At 71.8% G+C, this 16752-nt stretch carries 14 protein-coding genes; 11 read left to right on the top strand and 3 right to left on the bottom strand.

Features of this window, described 5'->3' with window-relative positions:
• Positions 1–32 precede the first annotated feature (32 nt).
• Together ACFQZ6_RS08470 and ACFQZ6_RS08465 are read right to left on the bottom strand one after the other, a co-directional pair.
• A complete protein-coding gene (locus ACFQZ6_RS08470; protein ID WP_381606246.1) occupies positions 33–944 on the bottom strand; it encodes a carbohydrate kinase family protein in 912 nt (303 codons plus the stop codon).
• A complete protein-coding gene (locus tag ACFQZ6_RS08465; protein WP_381606245.1) occupies positions 941–2095 on the bottom strand; it encodes a LacI family DNA-binding transcriptional regulator in 1155 nt (384 codons plus the stop codon). The genes ACFQZ6_RS08470 and ACFQZ6_RS08465 overlap by 4 nt, the downstream gene beginning before the upstream one ends.
• Positions 2096–2297: 202 nt before the next feature.
• On the opposite strand from ACFQZ6_RS08465, the gene ACFQZ6_RS08460 reads away from it, so the two are divergent.
• A complete protein-coding gene (locus ACFQZ6_RS08460; RefSeq protein ID WP_381606243.1) occupies positions 2298–2723 on the top strand; it encodes a Rieske (2Fe-2S) protein in 426 nt (141 codons plus the stop codon).
• A 31-nt stretch (positions 2724–2754) separates the two neighbouring features.
• Here ACFQZ6_RS08460 and ACFQZ6_RS08455 read toward each other — a convergent pair whose 3' ends face one another.
• Entirely contained in the window at positions 2755–3702 is a 948-nt protein-coding gene (locus ACFQZ6_RS08455; RefSeq protein WP_381606241.1) for a hypothetical protein, read from the bottom strand.
• Between the two features lie 347 nt (positions 3703–4049).
• Here ACFQZ6_RS08455 and uvrC point away from each other — a divergent pair, with 347 nt between their 5' ends.
• From uvrC to ACFQZ6_RS08405, 10 genes are all read left to right on the top strand, one after another.
• On the top strand, positions 4050–6143 hold the full coding sequence (gene uvrC, locus ACFQZ6_RS08450) for an excinuclease ABC subunit UvrC (RefSeq protein ID WP_381606239.1): 2094 nt from the start codon (positions 4050–4052) through the stop codon (positions 6141–6143).
• Positions 6140–7183, top strand: coding sequence for an RNase adapter RapZ (gene rapZ, locus ACFQZ6_RS08445; protein WP_381606237.1), 1044 nt, complete (start codon positions 6140–6142; stop codon positions 7181–7183). The genes uvrC and rapZ overlap by 4 nt, the downstream gene beginning before the upstream one ends.
• Entirely contained in the window at positions 7180–8298 is a 1119-nt protein-coding gene (locus ACFQZ6_RS08440) for a gluconeogenesis factor YvcK family protein (RefSeq protein WP_381606235.1), read from the top strand. Before rapZ ends, ACFQZ6_RS08440 begins: the two co-directional genes overlap by 4 nt.
• The gene (whiA, locus tag ACFQZ6_RS08435) at positions 8289–9278 is read left to right on the top strand and encodes a DNA-binding protein WhiA (RefSeq protein WP_218513052.1); all 990 of its coding nucleotides are present in this window, start codon (positions 8289–8291) and stop codon (positions 9276–9278) included. Before ACFQZ6_RS08440 ends, whiA begins: the two co-directional genes overlap by 10 nt.
• A gap of 179 nt (positions 9279–9457) precedes the next feature.
• Complete coding sequence (locus tag ACFQZ6_RS08430) at positions 9458–12412, top strand: M14 family metallopeptidase (RefSeq protein WP_381606232.1); 2955 nt, start codon at positions 9458–9460, stop codon at positions 12410–12412.
• A 203-nt stretch (positions 12413–12615) separates the two neighbouring features.
• On the top strand, positions 12616–13623 hold the full coding sequence (gap, locus tag ACFQZ6_RS08425; protein ID WP_381606230.1) for a type I glyceraldehyde-3-phosphate dehydrogenase: 1008 nt from the start codon (positions 12616–12618) through the stop codon (positions 13621–13623).
• 134 nt (positions 13624–13757) lie between these two features.
• Positions 13758–14969 (top strand): phosphoglycerate kinase, encoded by a 1212-nt coding sequence (locus ACFQZ6_RS08420; RefSeq protein ID WP_381606228.1) that lies wholly within the window; start codon positions 13758–13760, stop codon positions 14967–14969.
• 6 nt (positions 14970–14975) lie between these two features.
• Positions 14976–15752 (top strand): triose-phosphate isomerase, encoded by a 777-nt coding sequence (gene tpiA / locus ACFQZ6_RS08415; protein ID WP_381606226.1) that lies wholly within the window; start codon positions 14976–14978, stop codon positions 15750–15752.
• Positions 15753–15875: 123 nt separating this feature from the next.
• Entirely contained in the window at positions 15876–16106 is a 231-nt protein-coding gene (gene secG / locus ACFQZ6_RS08410) for a preprotein translocase subunit SecG (RefSeq protein WP_381606224.1), read from the top strand.
• Between the two features lie 200 nt (positions 16107–16306).
• On the top strand, positions 16307–16642 hold the full coding sequence (locus ACFQZ6_RS08405) for an RNA polymerase-binding protein RbpA (protein ID WP_078066843.1): 336 nt from the start codon (positions 16307–16309) through the stop codon (positions 16640–16642).
• Positions 16643–16752 lie beyond the last annotated feature (110 nt).

Raw genomic sequence — 16752 nt, 5'->3', positions numbered from 1 at the left:
CGCGCCGCCCACCACCTACACGCCGCCCCTTCCTACACGCCGCCCACCTCGGCGGCGTACGGCGGTTCCGCGCCCGCGCGGGAGCAGGTGACCGCCGCCGCGCGGGCCGCGAAGCCCAGCAGGCGGGTCCAGTGGCCGGGGGAGAGGTCGGCCAGCGCCTCAGGCGACAGGGCGTCCCAGGTGGCCAGGCCGTGCAGCAGGGCGGCGTTCACGGTGTCGCCCGCGCCGATGGTGTCCACGACCGCGACCTTCTCGCCCGGCACGGAGTGCTCACCGCCGTCCCGGGTGAAGGCGGTGAGCCCGTCGCCGCCCCGCGTGACCACGACGGCCGAGGGACCGGCGGCGAGCCACTCGCGCGGGGTGCCGCCGAGCCAGCGGGCGTCCTCCTCGGAGAGCTTCAGCAGCGATACCGACGGCAGCCAGTTCCTGAAGCGGGCCCGGTAGGCGTCCGCGTCCGGGATCAGACCGGGCCGGATGTTGGGGTCCAGGGCGGTGAAGACGCCCCGCGCGGACGCGGCGCGCATCAGCTCCTCGTAGGCGCTCGCGCCCGGTTCCAGGACGAGCGAGCAGGTGCCGAAGGACACCGCGCGGGTGCCCTCGGGCAGCCGGTCGGGGGCCGCGAAGAGGCGGTCGGCGGTGCCGTCGACGTAGAAGGAGTAGGCGGCCGAGCCGTCGCCGTCCAGGGTCGCGACGGCCAGGGTGGTGGGCTCCGGGCCGCGCTGTACGGCCGACACGTCGACGCCCGCCGTGCGCAGCCCGTCGAGCAGGGCCTCACCGAACGCGTCGCGCGAGGTGCGGGAGCAGAAGGCGGTGGGGGAGCCGAGCCTGCCCAGCGCGACGGCGGTGTTGTACGGGCCACCGCCGAGCGCCGGTCGCAGGCTCGCCAGGGCGCCCGTGCCCTGCGGTACCAGGTCGATCAGGGCCTCACCGGCGACGACGATCATGAGGCGGTTCCTTTCCGGAGCTGCGGAGGAGAGGGCTGCGAGGGAGCGGGCTGCGAGGGAGGGGGCTGCGAGGGATCGGGCTGCGAGGGAGGGGGCTGTGGGGGAGCGGGCTGCGAGGAAGAGGGCTGCGCGCCGTCGCCGGGGCAGCCGCAGGAGGTGCGGTGGACGAAGGCGCAGGGCAGCCGGACCGTCCGGGTGGGCCGGTCCGGCGTGGCGAGGCGGTCCAGGAGGAGCCGTACCGCCTCGGCGCCGAGCGCCCTGCTGGGCTGGGCGACGGCGGTCAGCCGGGGTGTGAAGAGGTCCGCCCAGGCGAAGTCGTCGAAGCAGCACAGGGCGATGTCGCCGGGCACGGACAGGCCGCGGTCGCGCAGGGCGCGCAGCGCGCCGATGGTCATCGCGTTGTTGGCGGTGACGAGGGCGGTGGGCGGGTCGGCGAGGGCCAACAGGGCCGCGGTGGCCCGCTCGGCGCCCGCCGCCTCGGAGTCCCCGTGCGCCACCAGCCGCTCGTCGTGCGGGAGCCCGGCGGCGGCGAGGCCGCTCCGGTAGCCGGAGATCCGTTCACCGGTGGTGCTGAGGCCGGGCAGCCCGGCCACCAGGGCGATACGGCGGTGACCGAGCCCGGCGAGATGGGTGACGAGACCGGCCGTCGGTGCGGCGTTCTCGGCGCAGACCTGGTCGTAGCGGGGCGCGCGGTCGGCGCTGGCGTCCACCAGCCGGTCCAGGAAGACGGCCGGAACGTCGTGGCGGCCGAGGTAGGCGAGGAGGTCGCTGGGGTCGGCGGAGGGCGCGACGATCATGCCGTCCACGCGCCGCTCGTGCAGCAGCTGGACGGCCTTGCGCTCGTGCCGGGGGTCGTCGTGCGGATCGGCGATGAGCAGGCCGTAGCCGCGTTCCAGGGCGCTGGCCTCGACGCCCTGGAGGATCTCCGTGAAGTAGGGGTTGCTGATGGCCGACACCGCGAGGCCGATGGAGCGGGTGCGGGAGGTCACCAGGGAGCGGGCGAGGGTGTTCGGGGTGTAGCCCAGCTCGTCGATGGCGTCCAGGACGGCCTGGCGGGTGTGCGGGAGCACCGGACGGGTCCCGTTGAGCACGTGCGAGACCGTCGCCACGGAGACCCCGGCGCTCCGGGCGACGTCGGCCATGGTCGCCAACGCGGGCCCCCTTCCTCAGCCGCCGGACGCACCAGGCAGCCGTCGTACGCGTCTGGGCGGGACCGTATCCCAAACGCACCCGCACGTAAACGCTTACGTAAGCGTTTACGTCAGCCGGGAAACCTCAGGCGCCGCCCCGCCCACCCCCCGCCCGAGCCGCCCGGCTATCGTCGCCTCGCACCCACCTGAACAGGAGCACCCCATGTCCGCCCGCCCCACCCCCAGCCGTCGTACCGTCCTGCGAGGGGCGGCGCTCACGCCCGTGGCGGGGCTGGGGGCCGCCGCGTGCTCACCTGGGTCGGACCGGGCCAAGCGGGCGCTGCCGACCGCGCCGGTCGAGCTGGGCGCGGAGGCGGAGGTCGCCGAGGGGGGCGCCAAGCTGTACGCCGAGCACAACGTGGTCGTGGGCCGGAGCGAGGACGGCGCGCTCAAGGCGTACAGCACGATCTGCACGCACCAGCAGTGCGCCGCCAACAAGCTGGAGGGGACGCGGCTGATCTGCCCCTGTCACGGCAGCGAGTTCGACGTGCTGACCGGCGAGGCGGTGGTGCCCCCGGCCACCCGGCCGCTCCAGGAACTCCCGGTCAGGGCCGAGGGCGGCAAGATCGTCGCGGGGCCGGTCGCCTGAGCGGACCGGCGGGTCGGCGCCACCCCCGCGGTCACTCCCAGTCCCAGCCGATGCCGATGATCCCCGACCGCACCCGGGGCTCGACCAGGTGCACCGAGTGGTGCCTGCCGCTCAGGGTCAGCTCCCGGCGGCCACTGCGCGGCGCGGCGGCGGAGTGCTGCGTGAACCGGTGGCAGCGCACCGGCAGGGCGTTCTCGTCGAACCGCACCTGGAGCGCGTACTGCCCGCCCGCCGGGCCGAAGCCGCGGACGTACTCGCGCGAGACACCGGCCGTGCCGTCCTCGACGCCGTAGCGGAAGAGGAAGGTCTCCCCGGCCCGCAGCCGGATGTCGAAGAGCAGCTCGGCGACGAGCACCCCGGTCTCGTCGTCCCGGCGCACCCGCCCCGTACGGCAGTTGTCCAGGGCGCGCACCGTCATGTGCTCCGGCGCGCAGCCGGGGTCGCCGTGGTGGACGGCCACGAAGCGGTCGACGCCGTCGCGGTGGGCGCGCACGATGTGGTGCGCCTCGCGGCCCAGCAGTTCGCGGCGGGCGCCGATGCGCACCCGCTCGTGGTGCCCGAGCATGTGCAGCCCGGCGTCGGGCGGGCAGTCGAGGTCGGCCAGCAGCTCCGCGAGGACGCCGGAGGCGGCGACGAGGGAGCGGTAGGTGCGGGCGGCCGGTTGCCGTCCGGCGGGGCGCTCGTCGCCGTCGGCGAGCAGCCGGATCAGCGACTCGTCCGGCAACTGGAGGATCTCCTCCAGCGCGCGCACGGCCCGCAGGGACTCGGGGCGCTGCGGGCGGCGGGCGCCCTGCTGCCAGTAACTCAGGCTGGTGACACCGACCTTGACTCCGTGGCGTGAGAGATGGTGCTGCACGCGTTGGAGGGGCAGTCCGCGGGCGGCTATCGCGGCGCGCAGGGCGACGTGGAACGGGCCGCCGCGCAGGGCCGTGTCCAGTTCCGCGGTGGCGAGGTCCGCGGTCTCCGTGGCGTGCGGCATGGCAGGGGCCTTTCTCTGCTGGTTCACAACGGCTGGTCAGACCGTTCACGCGGGTGCCGGGACCACGCTTCGGCGGCGGTCCGCCGCACGCGCGCGGTCCGCGCGCATGGCAGGGCGCGCGCGTCCGCAGCCGTACGACGTCGCTCCGGTCCCGAGTTCCTCCGCATTGAAGCGTGTTGACCAAGTGCGGACAACACCTGATGCCCAACAGCGCCGTACTCCTGGCCGAGACCCGGCGAACGCGTCCGTCTTCCCCCGGCACCGCGCTTACCGTCGGTAACAGCGGTATGGCGGGGGTTATCCACAGGCAGACCGGACTGTCACCCCTCGCCAGTAGGGTGTGAGACATGGCCGACCCCTCCAGCTACCGCCCCCGGCCGGGACAGATCCCGGACTCCCCCGGGGTGTACAAGTTCCGCGACGAGCACCGCCGGGTGATCTACGTCGGAAAGGCGAAGAGCCTGCGCCAGCGCCTGGCGAACTACTTCCAGGACCTGGCTGGCCTCCACCCGCGCACCCGCTCCATGGTCACCACGGCCGCCTCCGTGGAGTGGACGGTGGTGTCCACGGAGGTCGAGGCGCTCCAGCTGGAGTACTCCTGGATCAAGGAGTTCGACCCCCGGTTCAACGTCAAGTACCGCGACGACAAGAGCTACCCGTACCTCGCGGTGACGATGAACGAGGAGTTCCCGCGCGTGCAGGTGATGCGCGGCCACAAGAAGAAGGGCGTGCGCTACTTCGGGCCGTACGCGCACGCGTGGGCGATCCGCGACACCGTCGACCTGCTGCTGCGCGTCTTCCCGGTACGCACCTGCTCGACCGGCGTCTTCAAGAACGCCGCGCGCACCGGCCGCCCCTGCCTCCTCGGCTACATCGGCAAGTGCTCCGCGCCCTGCGTCGGCCGGATCTCCGCCGAGGACCACCAGGACCTGGCCGAGGAGTTCTGCGACTTCATGGCGGGCCGCACCGGCACCTATCTGCGCCGCCTGGAGAAGCAGATGACCGAGGCGGCGGAGGAGATGGAGTACGAGCGCGCGGCCCGGCTCCGCGACGACATAGGCGCCCTGAAGAAGGCCATGGAGAAGAACGCGGTCGTGCTCGCCGACGCGACCGACGCCGACCTGATCGCCGTCGCCGAGGACGAGCTGGAGGCCGCCGTCCAGATCTTCCACGTCCGCGGCGGACGCGTGCGCGGCCAGCGCGGCTGGGTCACCGACAAGGTCGAGGAGATCACCACCGGCGCCCTCGTCGAACACGCCCTCCAGCAGCTCTACGGCGAGGAGACCGGCGACGCCGTCCCCCGCGAGGTGCTCGTTCCGGCGCTGCCCGACCCGGTGGAGCCGGTCCAGCAGTGGCTCACCGACCGCCGCGGGTCGAACGTCTCCCTGCGCATCCCGCAGCGCGGCGACAAGAAGGCGCTGATGGAGACCGTGCAGCGCAACGCCCAGCAGGCGCTCGCCCTGCACAAGACCAAGCGCGCCTCGGATCTCACGACCCGCTCACGCGCGCTGGAGGAGATCGCCGAGGCGCTCGACCTGGACAGCGCGCCGCTGCGGATCGAGTGCTACGACATCTCGCACCTCCAGGGCGACGACGTGGTGGCGTCCATGGTCGTCTTCGAGGACGGGCTCCAGCGCAAGGGTGAGTACCGGCGCTTCCAGATCAAGGGCTTCGCCGGGCAGGACGACGTGCGGTCCATGCACGAGGTGATCACCCGCCGCTTCCGGCGCTACCTCGCGGAGAAGGAGCGCACGGGGGAGTGGGCCGACGGCGACCCCGGCCTCGCGGACGCCAGCGGCGAGGTCCCGGCCGTCCCCGCCCTCACCGAGGACGACGGCCGACCGAAGCGGTTCGCCTACCCGCCGCAGCTCGTCGTCGTCGACGGCGGCAAACCGCAGGTCGCCGCCGCCAGACGGGCGCTGGACGAACTGGGCATCGACGACATCGCCGTCTGCGGTCTCGCCAAGCGGCTGGAGGAGGTCTGGCTGCCCGACGAGGAGGACCCGGTGGTCCTGCCGCGCAGCAGCGAGGGCCTCTACCTGCTGCAACGCGTCCGTGACGAGGCGCACCGGTTCGCCATCAGCTACCAGCGCACCAAGCGGGCCAAGCGCTTCCGCTCCAGCCCGCTGGATGACGTGGCGGGGCTCGGTGAGACACGCAAACAGGCGTTGATCAAGCACTTCGGTTCGGTGAAGAGGCTGCGATCCGCGACAATTGACCAGATCTGTGAGGTTCCGGGTATCGGTCGTAAGACGGCCGAGACGATCGCCGTGGCCCTCGCCCAGTCGGCCCCGGCGGCACCGGCCGTGAACACGGCCACGGGAGAGATCATGGAAGACGACGAGGACAGGGACGACGGGGCGCCCGAGACGACGGCGGGAGCCCCGGGGGACCCCGTGACCGCGGGGTCCCCGGACGAGCGACGGGGGCAGGAGACATGACCGAGCACGAGTCCGAACAGACGACAGAACGCCCGACGGAACAGACGACGGAACAGACGACAGAACCCGCCACCGAACAGACCCCAGTCCAAGCGACACCGCAGGGCACGGACCAGCAGGCACCGCAGGGCACGGAGCAGACGGCCCCCGCCACCGCCGCCGCTGGCCTGCCCGACGCCGCCATCCCCGAGCTGGTGATCATCTCCGGGATGTCCGGCGCGGGCCGGTCCACCGCCGCGAAGTGCCTGGAGGACCTCGGCTGGTTCGTGGTCGACAACCTCCCGCCCGCCCTGATCCCCACCATGGTGGAGCTGGGCGCCCGCTCCCAGGGCAACGTGGCGCGCATCGCGGTCGTCGTCGACGTACGGGGCCGCCGCTTCTTCGACAACCTCCGGCAGTCCCTCGCCGACCTGGAGGCGAAGAACGTCACCCGGCGCATCGTCTTCCTGGAGTCCTCCGACGACGCCCTGGTGCGCCGCTTCGAGTCGGTGCGCCGCCCGCACCCCCTCCAGGGCGACGGCCGCATCGTCGACGGGATCGCCGCCGAGCGCGAACTGCTGCGCGAGCTGCGCGGCGACGCCGACCTGGTGATCGACACCTCCAGCCTCAACGTGCACGAGCTGCGCGCCAAGATGGACGCCCAGTTCGCGGGCGAGGAGGAGCCCGAGCTGCGGGCCACGGTGATGTCGTTCGGGTACAAGTACGGCCTGCCCGTCGACGCCGACCTCGTCGTCGACTGCCGCTTCCTGCCCAACCCGCACTGGGTGCCGGAGCTGCGCCCGTTCACCGGCCTCAACGAGGAGGTCTCGGGCTACGTCTTCAACCAGCCCGGCGCCAAGGAGTTCCTCGACCGCTACGCCGAGCTGCTCCAGCTCATCGCCACCGGCTACCGCCGCGAGGGCAAGCGCTACGTGACCATCGCGGTCGGCTGCACCGGCGGCAAGCACCGCTCGGTCGCCATGTCGGAGAAGCTCGCCGCGCGCCTGGGAGCCGAGGGCGTGGAGACGGTGGTCGTGCACCGGGACATGGGACGCGAATGACCGGACGTACGTTGCGGCTGAGCAGGCTGCGCCGGGCCACCCCCGAGGGACGCGGCGGCAGGCCGTCGGCCGAGGGGCGGGGGGCCAAGCCCGCCGAAGGCCGCGGGGCCAAGCCCGCCGAGGGGCGCGGTGGCCGACCGCGCCGCCGGGGTGCCCAGCCCAAGGTCGTCGCCCTCGGCGGCGGCATGGGCCTGTCCGCCTCGCTCGCCGCGCTGCGCCGGATCACCGGCGACCTCACCGCCGTCGTCACCGTAGCGGACGACGGCGGCTCCAGCGGGCGGCTCCGCGACGAGCTGGGCGTGCTGCCGCCCGGCGACCTGCGCAAGGCGCTGGCCGCGCTCTGCGGCGACGACGACTGGGGCCAGACCTGGGCCCGGGTCATCCAGCACCGCTTCCAGTCGCACGGCGAGATGCACGGCCACGCCGTCGGCAACCTGCTGATCGTCGCCCTGTGGGAGCAGCTCGGCGACCACGTGCAGGCGCTCGACCTGGTCGGCAAGCTGCTCGGCGCGCACGGGCGGGTGCTGCCCATGTCGGCGGTGCCGCTGGAGCTCCAGGCGCTGGTGAAGGGCCACGACCCGGCGCGCCCGGACGACACCGACACGGTCCGCGGCCAGGCGACCGTCGCCCTGACCACCGGCGAGGTGCAGTCGGTGCACCTGGTGCCGCACGACCCGCCCGCCGTCCCCGAGGCCGTGGCGGCGGTCCTGGACGCGGACTGGGTGGTCCTCGGCCCCGGTTCCTGGTTCTCCTCGGTGATCCCGCACCTGCTCGTGCCCGAACTGGTGGACGCCCTCATGGAGACCAAGGCCCGCCGGGTACTCTCGCTGAACCTCGCCCCGCAGCCCGGAGAAACCGAGGGCTTCTCCCCGCAGCGTCATTTGGAGGTTTTGGGACGACACGCCCCTAAACTCGCCCTGGACGTGGTGCTGGCCGACGAGGCCACCGTGCCCGACCGCGATTCGCTGACGGACGCCGCCAAGCGTTTCGGGGCCGCGGTCGAGCTGGCTCCGGTGGCCCGGACGGACGGAACTCCGCGGCACGACCCGGAGCTGCTGGCCGCCGCGTACGACCGTATTTTTCGGATGCATGGAAGGATCGGCCCATGGCGATGACGGCAGCGGTGAAGGATGAGATCTCCCGGCTCCCCGTCACCCGGACCTGCTGTCGGAAGGCGGAGGTCTCCGCCATCCTGCGGTTCGCGGGCGGCCTCCATCTGGTGAGCGGGCGCATCGTGATCGAGGCGGAGCTGGACACCGCGATGGCGGCCCGCCGCCTCAAGCGGGACATCCTGGAGATCTTCGGCCACAGCTCCGAGCTGATCGTGATGGCGCCCGGCGGACTGCGCCGCGGCTCCCGCTACGTCGTCCGGGTGGTCGCGGGCGGTGACCAGCTCGCCCGGCAGACCGGTCTGGTCGACGGGCGGGGCCGTCCGATCCGCGGGCTGCCCCCGCAGGTCGTCTCCGGCGCCACCTGCGACGCCGAGGCCGCCTGGCGCGGCGCGTTCCTGGCGCACGGCTCGCTCACCGAGCCCGGCCGGTCCTCCTCCCTTGAGGTGACCTGCCCCGGTCCGGAGGCCGCGCTCGCCCTGGTCGGCGCGGCCCGCAGACTCTCCATCGCCGCGAAGGCGCGCGAGGTGCGCGGCGTGGACCGCGTGGTCGTCCGTGACGGCGACGCGATCGGCGCGCTGCTCACCCGGCTCGGCGCCCATGAGTCGGTGCTGGCGTGGGAGGAGCGCCGGATGCGCCGCGAGGTGCGCGCCACCGCCAACCGGCTGGCCAACTTCGACGACGCCAACCTGCGCCGCTCCGCCCGCGCGGCGGTGGCCGCCGGTGCCCGGGTGGCCCGCGCCCTGGAGATCCTCGGTGACGACGTCCCCGAGCACCTCGCCGCCGCCGGGCGACTGCGCATGGAGCACAAGCAGGCGTCCCTTGAGGAGCTGGGCGCCCTCGCCGACCCGCCGCTGACCAAGGACGCCGTCGCGGGCCGCATCCGCCGCCTGCTGGCCATGGCCGACAAGCGCGCCGCCGACCTGGGCATCCCGGGCACGGAGGCCAACCTCACCGAGGAACTGGCCGACAACCTCGCGGGCTGACCCCCGGTCAGTACCCTGAACCCGCCGGTGCCGTCCCCCACTTGAGTGATCGGCACCGGCGCTGGCGGACTAGAAGAAACACGCTCGTGAACCCCTCGTCGCACCCTTGACTCGATCAAGAAGTGACATGAGCCTGGCATCCACATTCGCCAGGTGGCGAATCACAGCTAGGGGGGTTCATGAGACACAGAGCGAGATCGATCCTCGCTGTCGGCGCGCTCCTGTTCACCGGAGCGGGCATCGCACCCGTCGCCCAGGCACTGCCCGGGGCCCCGGCCACCGGGGACGCCGACGAGGTCAAGGTCTTCCGGGCCGAGGTCACCAAGAAGCAGGTACCCCTGCTGCTGGCGGCCGGTCAGGACGGCCACGAACTCAGCGAACAGGTACCCGCGAAGGGCACCGCCACCGTCGAGGTCTACCTCACCGACCAGCAGGCCAAGAAGCTGGAGGACAAGGGCGTCGACCTCACCGAGCACACCCTCTCCACCCGCGCCGAACAGCGCGTGGAGGCCGCCGCCGAGGGCGTGTTCCGCCCCTACAGCGGCGCTGGCGGGCTGAAGGAGGAGATCCTCGCCACCGCGCAGGCGAACCCGTCGCTGACCAAGGTGGTCTCGATCGGGAAGACGGTGGGCGGCCAGGACATCCTCGCGCTCAAGCTCACCAAGAACGCCAAGAAGACCAGGGACGGCGCCAAGCCGTCGGTGCTGTACGTGTCCAACCAGCACGCGCGTGAGTGGATCACCCCGGAGATGACCCGGCGGCTGCTCCACCACTACCTGGACACGTACAAGACCGACCGGCGCGTCAAGAAGATCGTCGACACCACCGAGCTGTGGTTCGTGCTCTCCGCCAACCCCGACGGCTACGACTACACCTTCGCCGACGAGGACAACCGCCTCTGGCGCAAGAACCTGCGCGACATCAACGGCGACGGCGCCATCAGCACCGGCGACGGCGTCGACCTCAACCGCAACTTCGCCTACAAGTGGGGCTACGACGACGAGGGTTCCTCCCCCAACCCCACCAGCCAGACCTACCGCGGCCCCGGCCCGGGCTCCGAGCCCGAGACCAAGGCGCTGGACGCCTTCGAGCGCCGTATCGGCTTCGAGTACGGCATCAACTACCACTCCGCCGCCGAACTCCTGCTCTACGGCGTCGGCTGGCAGGTCGCCACGCCGACCCCCGACGACGTGCTCTACAAGGCGCTGGCCGGAACCCCCGGGAACTCCGCGGTCCCCGGCTACCTCCCGCAGCTCTCCTCGGAGCTGTACACCACCAACGGCGAGGCGGACGGCCACGCGGCCAACCTCAACGGCATGGCGATGTTCACCCCCGAGATGTCGACCTGCCAGACGGCCTCGGACCTGTACCCCGACGACGCCTGGAACGCGGCCGACTGCCAGTCGGTGTTCAACTTCCCCGACGACGAGAAGCTGATCCAGGAGGAGTTCGAGAAGAACATCCCCTTCGCGCTCGCCGTCGCCGAGACCGCCGCGACCCCCGACCAGCCGAAGTCCCCGGTCGGCATCGACGCCCCCGACTTCACGCTGGCGCCGTTCACCACCTCGTACTCCCGCGGCGCGGACCAGGAGGTCTCCGTCGTGGTGCGCAAGTCGGTGCGGGACAAGGCGATGAGGTACCGCGTCAACGGCGGCCGTACGCACACCGTGGCGCTGCGGCCCTGGCAGGGCGGTGAGACCTTCGGCGGCGCGGACAACCTCCACTTCGACGAGTACCGGGCCACGGTCCGCGACGGCGGTCAGGGCGACAAGGTCGAGGTCTGGTTCACCGGCGAGACCCGCACGGGCAAGGCCACCGCCAGCGGGCACTTCACCTACACCGTCGCCGAGCGGCCCCGCGCCGACGTCCTCGTCGTCGCCGAGGAGGGCGCGACCGCGACCCAGACGCAGACCTACGTCGACGCGCTGAAGGCCAACGGGCACCGGGCCGCCGTCTGGGACGTCGCCACCCAGGGCGCCCCCGACGCGCTCGGCGTCCTCGCCCACTTCGACGCCGTCGTCCACTACACCGGCGCGGCCGTCCCCGGCATCGCCACCCAGCTCGAACTGCGCGCCTACCTCAACGAGGGCGGCAAGCTGGTCGAGGCGGGCGAGCGCGCCGGTGGCAGCGTCAACCTCGGCGACGGCACCCCGTCCAACGACTTCAGCCAGTACTACCTGGGCGCCTACACCCGCACGACGCTGCCGTCCGTGACCTCCTTCGAGGGCGCCGGGGCACTCGCGGGGGCGGCCGGGCCGCTCGGCGCCGCGCCGGGCAACCCGCTGGACACGGCGGGCTCGTTCAGCGTCACCTCCGACACCCTGCCGGTGTCGACGTACCCGCAGTTCGCCAGCGCGGGCGCGGGCGGCTACCCGGGCACCGTCAACCCGTACGGGCCGTACGAGGGCGACCGCATGGCCGCCGTACGCCACTCCGACTACGCCTGGAACCGGCTCACCCGCACCGTCGACCTGACCTCGGTCAGCGCCGCGGACGCCCCGGCGCTGAGCACCCGGATGTTCTGGGACACCGAGGAGGGCTACGACCACGTCCTGATCGAGGCCCGTACCGCCGGGGGCGACGACTGGACCACGCTCCCCGAGGCCGGGGGCGCGACCAGCACCACCGTGCCCGAGGAGTGCGAGGCCGGGTACTTCATCCAGGCGCACCCCGCGCTCACCCGGTACCTGACGCTGGGTGACGGCGGCTGCACGGCCACCGGCACGTCCGGTTCCTTCAACAGCCTCACCGGTTCCTCGGCGGGCTGGCAGGCGCTCTCCTTCGACCTGTCCGCGTACGCGGGCAAGACGGTGGAGCTGTCCATCAGCTACGTCACCGACCCGGGCTCCGGCGGCCGGGGCATCCTCGTCGACAACACCGCCGTCGTCGTCGGCGGCGCGTCGACCGGCACCGAGGGCTTCGAGACGTCCTTCGGACCCTGGACCGTCGCCGGGCCGCCCGCGGGCAGCCCCGCGGTGGTCCGGGACTGGGAGCGCACCGGCGCACTGTTCCAGACGTTCGGCGCCGTCGCGACGGACGACACCGTGCTGCTGGGCTTCGGCCTGGAGCACCTGACCGCGCCCGCGGACCGCGCGGCGCTGCTCGGCAAGGCGCTGGCGGCCCTCGGCGCCTGACCTCGACCGGCGTGACCCGGGCGACCCGGGTTACCCGGTGGGCGGTCCGTGCCCCTACTGGCGGGTACGGGCCGCCCTGTCGTGTACGGGCCCTTCGATGTCACCGAGAAGGCCGCGGGGAGGTAGGGTCGTAGGCGGTCGGGGACATCCCATACAGCTCGCCGACGACAACGGAGTCGGCGTACCAACGAGGAGATCGGTTCGTGACGATCCGCGTAGGCATCAACGGCTTTGGCCGCATCGGTCGCAGCTACTTCCGCGCGCTGCTGGAGCAGGGTGCGGACATCGAGATCGTGGCTGTCAACGACCTGGGTGACACGGCGACCACCGCGCACCTGCTCAAGTACGACACCATCATGGGCCGCCTCAAGGAGGAGGTCTCCCACACCGCCGACACGATCACCGTCGGTGGCAAGACCATCAAGGTGCTCTCCGAGCGCAACCCGGCCGACATCCCGTGGGGTGAGCTGGGCGTCGACATCGTCATCGAGTCGACGGGCATCTTCACCAAGAAGGCGGACGCCGAGAAGCACATCGCCGGTGGCGCCAAGAAGGTCCTCATCTCCGCCCCGGCGAAGGACGAGGACATCACCGTGGTCATGGGTGTCAACCACGAGCAGTACGACCCGGCGAACCACCACGTCATCTCCAACGCCTCCTGCACCACCAACTGCGTGGCGCCGATGGCGAAGGTCCTGGACGAGAACTTCGGCATCGTCAAGGGCCTGATGACGACGGTGCACGCGTACACCAACGACCAGCGCATCCTGGACTTCCCGCACAAGGACCTGCGCCGCGCGCGGGCCGCCGCGGAGAACATCATCCCCACCACCACCGGTGCCGCCAAGGCCACCGCCCTGGTGCTCCCGCAGCTCAAGGGCAAGCTGGACGGCATGGCCATGCGCGTCCCGGTCCCCACCGGCTCGGTCACCGACCTGGTCCTGGAGCTGTCCCGCGAGGTCACCAAGGAAGAGGTCAACGCCGCCTTCCAGAAGGCCGCCGAGGGTGAGCTGAAGGGCATCCTGGAGTACACCGAGGACCCGATCGTCTCCTCCGACATCGTCAACGCCCCGGCGTCCTGCACCTTCGACTCCTCCCTGACGATGGTCCAGGACGGCAAGAACGTGAAGGTCATCGGCTGGTACGACAACGAGTGGGGCTACTCCAACCGCCTCGTCGACCTGACGGTCTTCGTCGGCAACCAGCTCTGATCCCCAGAGCGGGGACCCCGATGTGAGAGCAGGGCTCGGGCAGTGCGTGACCGTACTGCCCGAGCCCTGCCGCACGTCCGCCCCCACCAGCCCCCTCCGATCACCAGCCCTGCTCAGGAGTCCAGGAGTTCCCCATGAAGACGATCGACGCTCTCCTCGCCGAAGGCGTCGCGGGCAAGCGGGTCTTCGTCCGCGCCGACCTGAACGTGCCGCTGGACGGCACCACGATCACCGATGACGGCCGCATCCGTGCCGTGCTGCCCACCGTGAAGGCGCTGGCCGACGCGGGCGCCCGGGTCGTCGTCGCCTCCCACCTGGGCCGCCCCAAGGGCGCCCCGGACCCGGCCTACTCGCTCGCCCCCGCCGCCTCCCGGCTCGGTGAACTCCTCGGCACCGCCGTGGCGTTCGCCACCGACACCGTCGGGGAGTCCGCCACCAGCACCGTCGCGGGCCTCGGCGACGGCGACGTCGCGGTCATCGAGAACCTGCGCTTCAACGCCGGTGAGACCGCCAAGGACCCCGCCGAGCGCGGCGCCTTCGCGGACCAGCTCGCCGCCCTCGCGGACGCCTACGTCGGCGACGGCTTCGGCGCCGTGCACCGCGCGCACGCCTCCACCGTGGACCTCCCGGCCCGGCTGCCGCACTACGCCGGGTACCTCATCGCCACCGAGGTCGGCGTCCTGAAGCGGCTCACCGAGGACGTCAAGCGGCCCTACGTCGTCGCCCTCGGCGGCGCCAAGGTCTCCGACAAGCTCGCCGTCATCGACCAGCTCCTCGGCAAGGCCGACCGCCTCCTCATCGGCGGCGGCATGGCGTACACCTTCCTCAAGGCCAAGGGGTACGAGATCGGCACCTCCCTCCTCCAGGAGGACCAGGTGCCCGTCGTCGCCGAGTACCTGCGGCGCGCCGAGGAGAGCTGCGTCGAGCTGGTGCTGCCGGTGGACGTGCTGGTCGCGGACGGGTTCCCGGACCTGAAGACCAAGGCGCCCGCCCACCCCACCGCCGTCGCCGCGGACGCCATCCCGGCCGACCAGCAGGGCCTGGACATCGGCCCCGAGTCCCGCAAGCTGTACGCCTCGAAGCTCGCCGACGCCGCCACCGTCTTCTGGAACGGTCCCATGGGCGTCTTCGAGCACCCCGACTACGCCGAGGGCACCAAGGCGGTCGCCCAGGCCCTCATCGACTCCCCGGGCTTCACCGTGGTCGGCGGCGGCGACTCCGCCGCGGCCGTGCGCATCCTGGGCTTCGACGAGCAGGCATTCGGCCACATCTCGACCGGTGGCGGCGCCTCCCTCGAATACCTTGAGGGCAAGACGCTCCCCGGCCTCGCCGCACTGGAGGACTGACCAAGCATGAGCACGCGCACGCCGCTGATGGCGGGCAACTGGAAGATGAACCTCAACCACCTGGAGGCCATCGCCCACGTCCAGAAGCTCGCCTTCGCCCTGGCCGACAAGGACTACGAGGCCGTCGAGGTCGCCGTCCTGCCGCCCTTCACCGACCTGCGCTCCGTGCAGACCCTGGTCGACGGCGACAAGCTGAAGATCAAGTACGGTGCCCAGGACATCTCGGCCCAGGACTCCGGCGCCTACACCGGTGAGATCTCCGGACCGATGCTGGCCAAGCTGAAGTGCACCTACGTGGCCATCGGCCACTCGGAGCGCCGCCAGTACCACGCCGAGACGGACGAGATCGTCAACGCCAAGGTCAAGGCCGCCTTCAAGCACGGGCTGACCCCGATCATGTGCGTCGGGGAGGAGCTGGAGGTGCGCGAGGCGGGCAACGCCGTCCCGCACACCCTGGCCCAGGTCGAGGGCGGTCTGAAGGACGTCCCGGCCGAGCAGGCCGAGACCATCGTGATCGCCTACGAGCCCGTGTGGGCCATCGGCACCGGCAAGGTCTGCGGTGCGGAGGACGCGCAGGAGGTCTGCGCCGCGGTCCGCGGCAAGGTCGCGGAGCTGTACTCCCAGGAGCTGGCCGACAGGGTCCGCATCCAGTACGGCGGCTCCGTGAAGTCGGGGAACGTCGCGGAGATCATGGCGCAGGCCGACATCGACGGCGCCCTGGTCGGCGGGGCGTCGCTGGACGCGGACGAGTTCGTCAAGATCGTCCGCTTCCGCGACCAGTGAGCGCGCACCCGCGACCAGTGAGTATGCGGTAGCGGGGATCCGTCGTACCCTTGCGGGGGCGTGGCCCGACGGCCACGCCCCTGTCGTCCATCCGAATCCGAGGAAGTTGGTCCAGCCGTGGTTATGGGGTTCTCGATCGCCCTGATCGTCTTCAGCCTGCTGATGATGCTGCTGGTGCTGATGCACAAGGGCAAGGGCGGCGGCCTCTCCGACATGTTCGGTGGCGGTATGCAGTCGTCCGTCGGCGGCTCCTCGGTCGCCGAGCGCAACCTCGACCGCATCACCGTGGTCGTCGGTCTCCTCTGGTTCGCCTGCATCGTGGTGCTGGGCCTGCTGATGAAGATCAACAACTGACCGACGCACACATTCCACACGTAATGCCCCATGTTCGGTACGTGCTCCTGAGCGCGGCCTATCATGGGGCTTGCGTCTAGGTGTGGGGCCTTGTAACTCCAATCACTGGACGCGCGTTGGGCCTTACGTAGACTGAGGCGCTCGCAGCGAAGCGAAACGCCGACTCGCTTCGCGGCACCATCACGCAGGGAGTTACGACCGTGGCAAGTGGCAACGCGATCCGTGGAAGCCGGGTCGGGGCGGGGCCGATGGGCGAGGCCGAGCGCGGCGAGTCCGCGCCGCGTCTGCGCGTCTCCTTCTGGTGCTCCAACGGGCACGAAACCCAGCCGAGCTTCGCCAGCGACGCACAGGTCCCCGACACCTGGGACTGTCCGCGCTGCGGGTTCCCCGCCGGACAGGACCGGGACAACCCCCCGGACCCGCCGCGCACCGAGCCCTACAAGACCCACCTGGCGTACGTCCGCGAACGCCGCAGCGACGCGGACGGCGAGGCGATCCTCGCCGAGGCGCTCGCCAAACTGCGCGGAGAGATCTAGGACTTCACACCGGCCGGGCACAGGAGTGCCCGGCTGTGGCTGCCTTGGCGCGACGTGCCGCCGTGCGCTCCATTAGGTTGGGGCGGTAGCGGGGCAAGCAACGCAGTTGT

The organism is Streptomyces flavalbus (assembly GCF_042674625.1).
Lineage (GTDB): Bacteria > Actinomycetota > Actinomycetes > Streptomycetales > Streptomycetaceae > Streptomyces > Streptomyces flavalbus.
The sequence above is the reverse complement of the archived record's forward strand: the minus strand, read 5'-3'. Positions and strand labels throughout refer to the sequence as shown.

Bases quoted from the DNA above. Each gene is read 5' to 3' on its own strand.
- whiA (WP_218513052.1), top strand. From the start codon at position 8,289: ATGGCGATGACGGCAGCGGTGAAGGATGAGATCTCCCGGCTCCCCGTC.
- ACFQZ6_RS08460 (WP_381606243.1), top strand. From the start codon at position 2,298: ATGTCCGCCCGCCCCACCCCCAGCCGTCGTACCGTCCTGCGAGGGGCG.
- ACFQZ6_RS08470 (WP_381606246.1), bottom strand. From the start codon at position 944: ATGATCGTCGTCGCCGGTGAGGCCCTGATCGACCTGGTACCGCAGGGC.
- ACFQZ6_RS08430 (WP_381606232.1), top strand. From the start codon at position 9,458: ATGAGACACAGAGCGAGATCGATCCTCGCTGTCGGCGCGCTCCTGTTC.
- ACFQZ6_RS08420 (WP_381606228.1), top strand. From the start codon at position 13,758: ATGAAGACGATCGACGCTCTCCTCGCCGAAGGCGTCGCGGGCAAGCGG.
- secG (WP_381606224.1), top strand. From the start codon at position 15,876: ATGGGGTTCTCGATCGCCCTGATCGTCTTCAGCCTGCTGATGATGCTG.
- rapZ (WP_381606237.1), top strand. From the start codon at position 6,140: ATGACCGAGCACGAGTCCGAACAGACGACAGAACGCCCGACGGAACAG.
- ACFQZ6_RS08440 (WP_381606235.1), top strand. From the start codon at position 7,180: ATGACCGGACGTACGTTGCGGCTGAGCAGGCTGCGCCGGGCCACCCCC.
- tpiA (WP_381606226.1), top strand. From the start codon at position 14,976: ATGAGCACGCGCACGCCGCTGATGGCGGGCAACTGGAAGATGAACCTC.
- uvrC (WP_381606239.1), top strand. From the start codon at position 4,050: ATGGCCGACCCCTCCAGCTACCGCCCCCGGCCGGGACAGATCCCGGAC.
- ACFQZ6_RS08455 (WP_381606241.1), bottom strand. From the start codon at position 3,702: ATGCCGCACGCCACGGAGACCGCGGACCTCGCCACCGCGGAACTGGAC.